Annotated in this window: 4 protein-coding genes and 1 pseudogene; 1 reads left to right on the top strand and 4 read right to left on the bottom strand. The window is 43.5% G+C overall.

Annotated elements, in window-relative coordinates:
• Window positions 1-435: pseudogene (locus tag B3O33_RS10740) on the bottom strand (2-isopropylmalate synthase); the annotation flags it as partial.
• A gap of 332 nt (window positions 436-767) precedes the next feature.
• Here B3O33_RS10740 and B3O33_RS10735 point away from each other — a divergent pair.
• Entirely contained in the window at window positions 768-1,238 is a 471-nt protein-coding gene (locus B3O33_RS10735) for an Lrp/AsnC family transcriptional regulator (protein WP_292362261.1), read from the top strand.
• Window positions 1,239-1,254: 16 nt separating this feature from the next.
• On the opposite strand, the gene B3O33_RS10730 is transcribed toward B3O33_RS10735, so the two are convergent.
• From B3O33_RS10730 to egtB, 3 genes are read right to left on the bottom strand one after another with little or no spacing between them, the layout of a single operon-like run.
• Window positions 1,255-2,154, bottom strand: a complete 900-nt coding sequence (locus tag B3O33_RS10730) for an ADP-polyphosphate phosphotransferase (RefSeq protein WP_292363567.1) — start codon at window positions 2,152-2,154, stop codon at window positions 1,255-1,257.
• Between the two features lie 39 nt (window positions 2,155-2,193).
• On the bottom strand, window positions 2,194-3,198 hold the full coding sequence (gene egtD, locus B3O33_RS10725; RefSeq protein WP_292362260.1) for an L-histidine N(alpha)-methyltransferase: 1,005 nt from the start codon (window positions 3,196-3,198) through the stop codon (window positions 2,194-2,196).
• On the bottom strand, window positions 3,198-4,463 hold the full coding sequence (gene egtB / locus B3O33_RS10720; RefSeq protein ID WP_292362259.1) for an ergothioneine biosynthesis protein EgtB: 1,266 nt from the start codon (window positions 4,461-4,463) through the stop codon (window positions 3,198-3,200). Before egtB ends, egtD begins: the two co-directional genes overlap by 1 nt.
• Window positions 4,464-4,802 lie beyond the last annotated feature (339 nt).

The raw sequence follows: 4,802 nt of genomic DNA, 5'->3' as shown, positions 1-4,802 counted from the left end.
AGCTTTATCGGTGTTGTAAACAATTTTGCGAAACGCTGGCGCGATTGGATTGTACATATGCAAAATAGCCCGGCGAGCACCTTTCAATGATTCAACTGTACGTTCAATCAAATCCTGACGGGCTTGGGTTAACACCTCTATCGTCACATCGTCCGGGATCAGATTTTCTTCGATCAAGCGACGTACCAGATTAAAGTCGGTGTCAGAAGCTGACGGAAATCCCACTTCAATTTCCTTGAAGCCCATTTCCACCAAGGCTTTGAAATAGCGGATTTTGGTCTCGACCGACATCGGATCAATCAGCGCCTGATTGCCATCACGCAGATCGGTGCTCATCCAGATAGGCGCCTTTTCAATCACCTGGTTCGGCCATTGTCGATCCGGCAATTGAATTGGCTCAAAGCGCCGATACTTTTGAGCGGGATTAGCAATCATCTTCTGACTCCTGAGTCTGTATAAAAAATAGAGTTGCCTCATGGCGTATAACGTTAATAACGCTTCCGGCAGGTTTATTTAACAATGGCTGAAGGATTTCCAGTCCCTTTTTCAGTTTCCGCCGCTCACTTATGATGAACTTGAGATAACTGCGTTAAACAAAGCTTGTGGCTCATAACGCTACCGGTTCAGGCATGTGGAACAGTATAGATAAACAGCGGCAGAATTAAATTGCTAAAGTTGCATCAAAATATGGTCATATAACATTTTATTGCTGATAAATATATTTTTTAAGCATAAAATGCCTTTAATACATTTTATTGGAGTAAATCATGACTGAAAAACTGGATCGCTATGATCAGATGATTCTCGATATCCTGCAAAAACAGGGACGAATTTCTAATCAGGAGTTGGCGGAGGCCATTAACCTGTCTCCTTCCCCCACCTTAAGACGCGTTAAGCAGTTGGAAGAGAATGGGTTAATTGATGGTTATGTGGCGTTATTGAACGCACGCAAACTCGGGCTGACGTTGATGGCCTTTATTGGCATCAGCATGGATAAACACACTCCGGAACGTTTCAGCGGTCTGGAGGAAAAACTTGCCGGCTATCCGGAAGTGTTGGAATGCCACTTAATTACCGGCCAGACAGCTGATTATTTGTTAAAAGTCATCGTCAGGGATATGGATGCCTATCAACAGTTTCTATTGCAGAAACTGACACGAATTGAGGGTGTAACCGGTGTACATACCTCGTTTGTAATGAAGTCACCGATTAACTCTACCGCGTTACCATTAAACTGATTTCCCGTTGTGTTATTCAGGAGTTGTCTAAATGCTTTCGAATCGACTGCAACTCAAGCCGGTGAGCATCAGTCGCCTGGGGATAGGCCAATGGCAGATCAGTTAACGTTTTTAAAAAGATTTCCGAAATAATTAACCGGGCATTTTGTTTGTCATCGGCTGGCACGATGTACCACGGCGCATCTTTGGTCGTTGTTGCATTGATACAGTCTTCATACGCTCTGGTATAGTCATCCCAGTATTCACGTTGCTCAATATCCGCTGTGGTCAGCTTCCAGTTTTTATCCGGATCATCAATACGCTGCATGAACCGCCTGGCTTGTTCATCTTTGGATTGATGCAAAAAGAACTTGATGATCCGGGTGCCACTGCGTTGCAAATGGGCTTCGTGCTCCACAATAGAACGATAGCGATCACGCCAAAAAGCTTGTTTGGGCGGCAATTGTTCCGGCAAACGTTGATTCATCAGAAAGTCAGGATGCACTTTTACAATCAGCACTTCTTCGTAATATGAGCGATTGAATATACCGATTCGACCTCGTTCAGGCAGACACCTTACAGTACGCCACAAAAAATCATGTTCGAGCTCATTGTTACTGGGTTGTTTGAAACTGAACACCTGAAACCCCTGCGGGTTAATTCCCGACATGACATGGCGAATCGCCCCATCCTTTCCAGCAGCATCCATACCTTGAAAAATCAGTAAAACAGCATATCGATTATCGGCATACAGCTTGTGCTGTAATTCACTTAAGGCATCAACATTCTTTTTAAGCAATTTTTGATACTGCTTTTTTGATGAATAGAGTGGCTCAACAGATGTGGGGCTTTTCGTTAATTTAATCCTGCTGTCCGGGAGCGCCTGAAAATCGCTGATAGAAAACTTCATCATTTTTGCCTTTATAGGTTTTGTCATTTATTAAACGCATGAAAATCTCAAAGGACAAATTACAAATTATTCAGGGAAGTCCTTATTGACCTGCCAAAGTCCATCAGCAAAATATTCTTGCGAATCCTGCCAGTTTTTCAGTACGGTAAAGCCGGTCTCATTAGCCAGTTTCTGCATGTCGGATAAAAGATATTTATGGGAAAGCTCCAGATGAATGGCTTCATAGGCATCAAATTCAAAGGTCTTTTCCAGCGCACCGATATGTACTTGCTGCGGCTCAATCGACACCAGATAACTTTCCATTGCACCATGGCGTGGATTGTACATTCCATGGTGGGTAAAACGTGTTAAATCAAATTCTCCCTCCAGCTCGTTATTAATACGCGTCAATATATTCAGATTAAATGCTCGGGTCACACCTTGTTTATCATTATAGGCTTTGGTTAAGACGTCGATATCTTTTTTCAGATCAAAACCAATCAACAATAAATCTTCATGATTCAAACACTTCCATATACTGTGTAAAAAACGTTTAGCGCTGGGAAAATCAAAATTGCCAATATTGGATCCCAGTAATAATACTAACTTGCGACTGTCGGAAATGCCTTCCAAATGACGGATACTGGCAAAATAATCACCGACAATGCCATGCGTAACCAATGAAGGATGAGAGAGGTTCAATGAGCTGACCAGATCCGCCATAGCCGTTTCCGAAATATCTATCGGAACATAGGAAAACTGATGGGTGGTTTGTAACATCTGGTTTAGCAACACCTTGGTTTTACGTCCATCCCCGGCACCCAGCTCAACGATTTCAAAGGGATCATCGGCGATAAAATCAGCAATCTCGCCCCCCACCTTATTAAGAATCTCAAACTCACAACGGGTAGGATAATACTCTTCCAGTTCTGTGATTTGCTCAAATAACCGACTGCCATGGGCATCATAAAAATATTTGCTGGGCAGAGATTTTGAAGGCGCGGAAAATCCCATCAACACATCAAAGGCAAACTGTTCTTTCAAGGCATCCTGTGTTTGATCCCGTAAGGAATCTAATACCAGATAGGTCATTACAAATCCCTTGCCAATCGAATACCAGTAAATGCCCAGCGATCTGATGGGCGATAAAAATTTCGATAGCTGGCGCGCATATGATGTTTTGGAGTCGCAACAGATCCACCTTTCAAAACATATTGGTTTGCCATAAATTTACCATTATATTCACCCAGAGCCGTATTAGTGGTTTTGAATCCAGGATAAGGTGCATAAGCACTGTTGGTCCATTGCCAGAGCAGACCGGTATCAAACGCATCACAGGCTCTTTCCGGTGAGGGATAAACCGTTTCATCAGGATCCCAGAAAGCCGTTTCTTTCTCAAACAATGCTTTATCTTTTGAGCAGTACGCCTCCAGTTCAAACTCGGTGGGTAACCTTGCGCCCAACCAGCGCGCATAGGCATCTGCCTCATAAAAACTGATATGGCTGACAGGTAAATTAGGATTTAATGGCTCTAATCCACTCAGATGATATTCGTCCCAGTGATGATTCTGTTTACGCCAGTACAATGGATGGCAGATCTGGTTTTGCTGCACCCAGTCCCAGCCATCACTTAACCAAAGTTCTGGTCGACGGTAGCCACCATCCGTCATAAAATCCATATACTCGCCGTTATTAATCAATCGATCAGCTAACTGAAAACCACTTATCCAGCGTCTGTGACGAGGACGTTCATTATCATAGGAAAACCCGGTCAGACGGGCTCCAAACAGGGAAATATTTTCTGTCGACTCTAACCAGCCCAGTGCCCTTGCAGGAAGCAGAAGTTTATCTGCATCGGCAGCTTGCTGATACGCCTCGGGCCAGGGCTGGTTGCCCAGAATAAATTTAATATCCATCAACAGCAGTTCCTGATGCTGTTGCTCATGCTGTATTCCGACAGCAAGAACTTCCAACTGCTGTTTAGAAAGCGAATTCGATTCAAAAAGCGCCACAATGGCTTCCGTAATCCGATGACGATAACTCATGATTTCTTTAACCGTCGGACGCGACAGCTGACCTCGGCTGGACTGTAACCAATGAGATCCCAGACTCTTATAATAGGAGTTAAATAAAAAATGATATTGCGGTGATTTACTGGTCTGAGCCAGATTCAGCGGTTCCAGAATGAAGCAGTCAAAAAACCACGAAGTATGCGCCAGATGCCATTTTGGAGGGCTGACAAATGCCGCCGGTTGCACCACTTGATCTTCAATTTCCAGTTTGGCGCAAATTTGTTCAGTCTGCTGGCGTACTTCTACAAATAACTGTTGTAGGGAGGAAAGAAGATCTTCAGTCATCTCACCCCTGAACGTTCGGTTTGTTGCTTGCTTATTCGTTGTCATTGATTCAACTCCATATCTGGGGTTTATCAATCACCTGACCGGTTTGAAGTCGGTGAGCAATTTAACTTTTATACCGAAGAGCGAAGCCATAAACGGCTTCACTCAACAACCTGTTAATTCACAACAGAATCGCCAATATAATGATAATGGGAATGGGGACACCTAAAAACCATAAAAGAATGGATCGCATGTTATTTCTCCCTGATAAAGACTGTCTGACATTACGCTGAATGATTAATGGATAACTGAATCACGTTGGCGACCACCTATTGTCGCCATAAAGCTGGCGATATA

This window comes from Methylophaga sp. UBA1464, from assembly GCF_002325665.1.
Taxonomy (GTDB): domain Bacteria; phylum Pseudomonadota; class Gammaproteobacteria; order Nitrosococcales; family Methylophagaceae; genus Methylophaga.
Note: the sequence above shows the minus strand (reverse complement) of the source record. Positions and strands in the feature narration are given on the sequence as shown.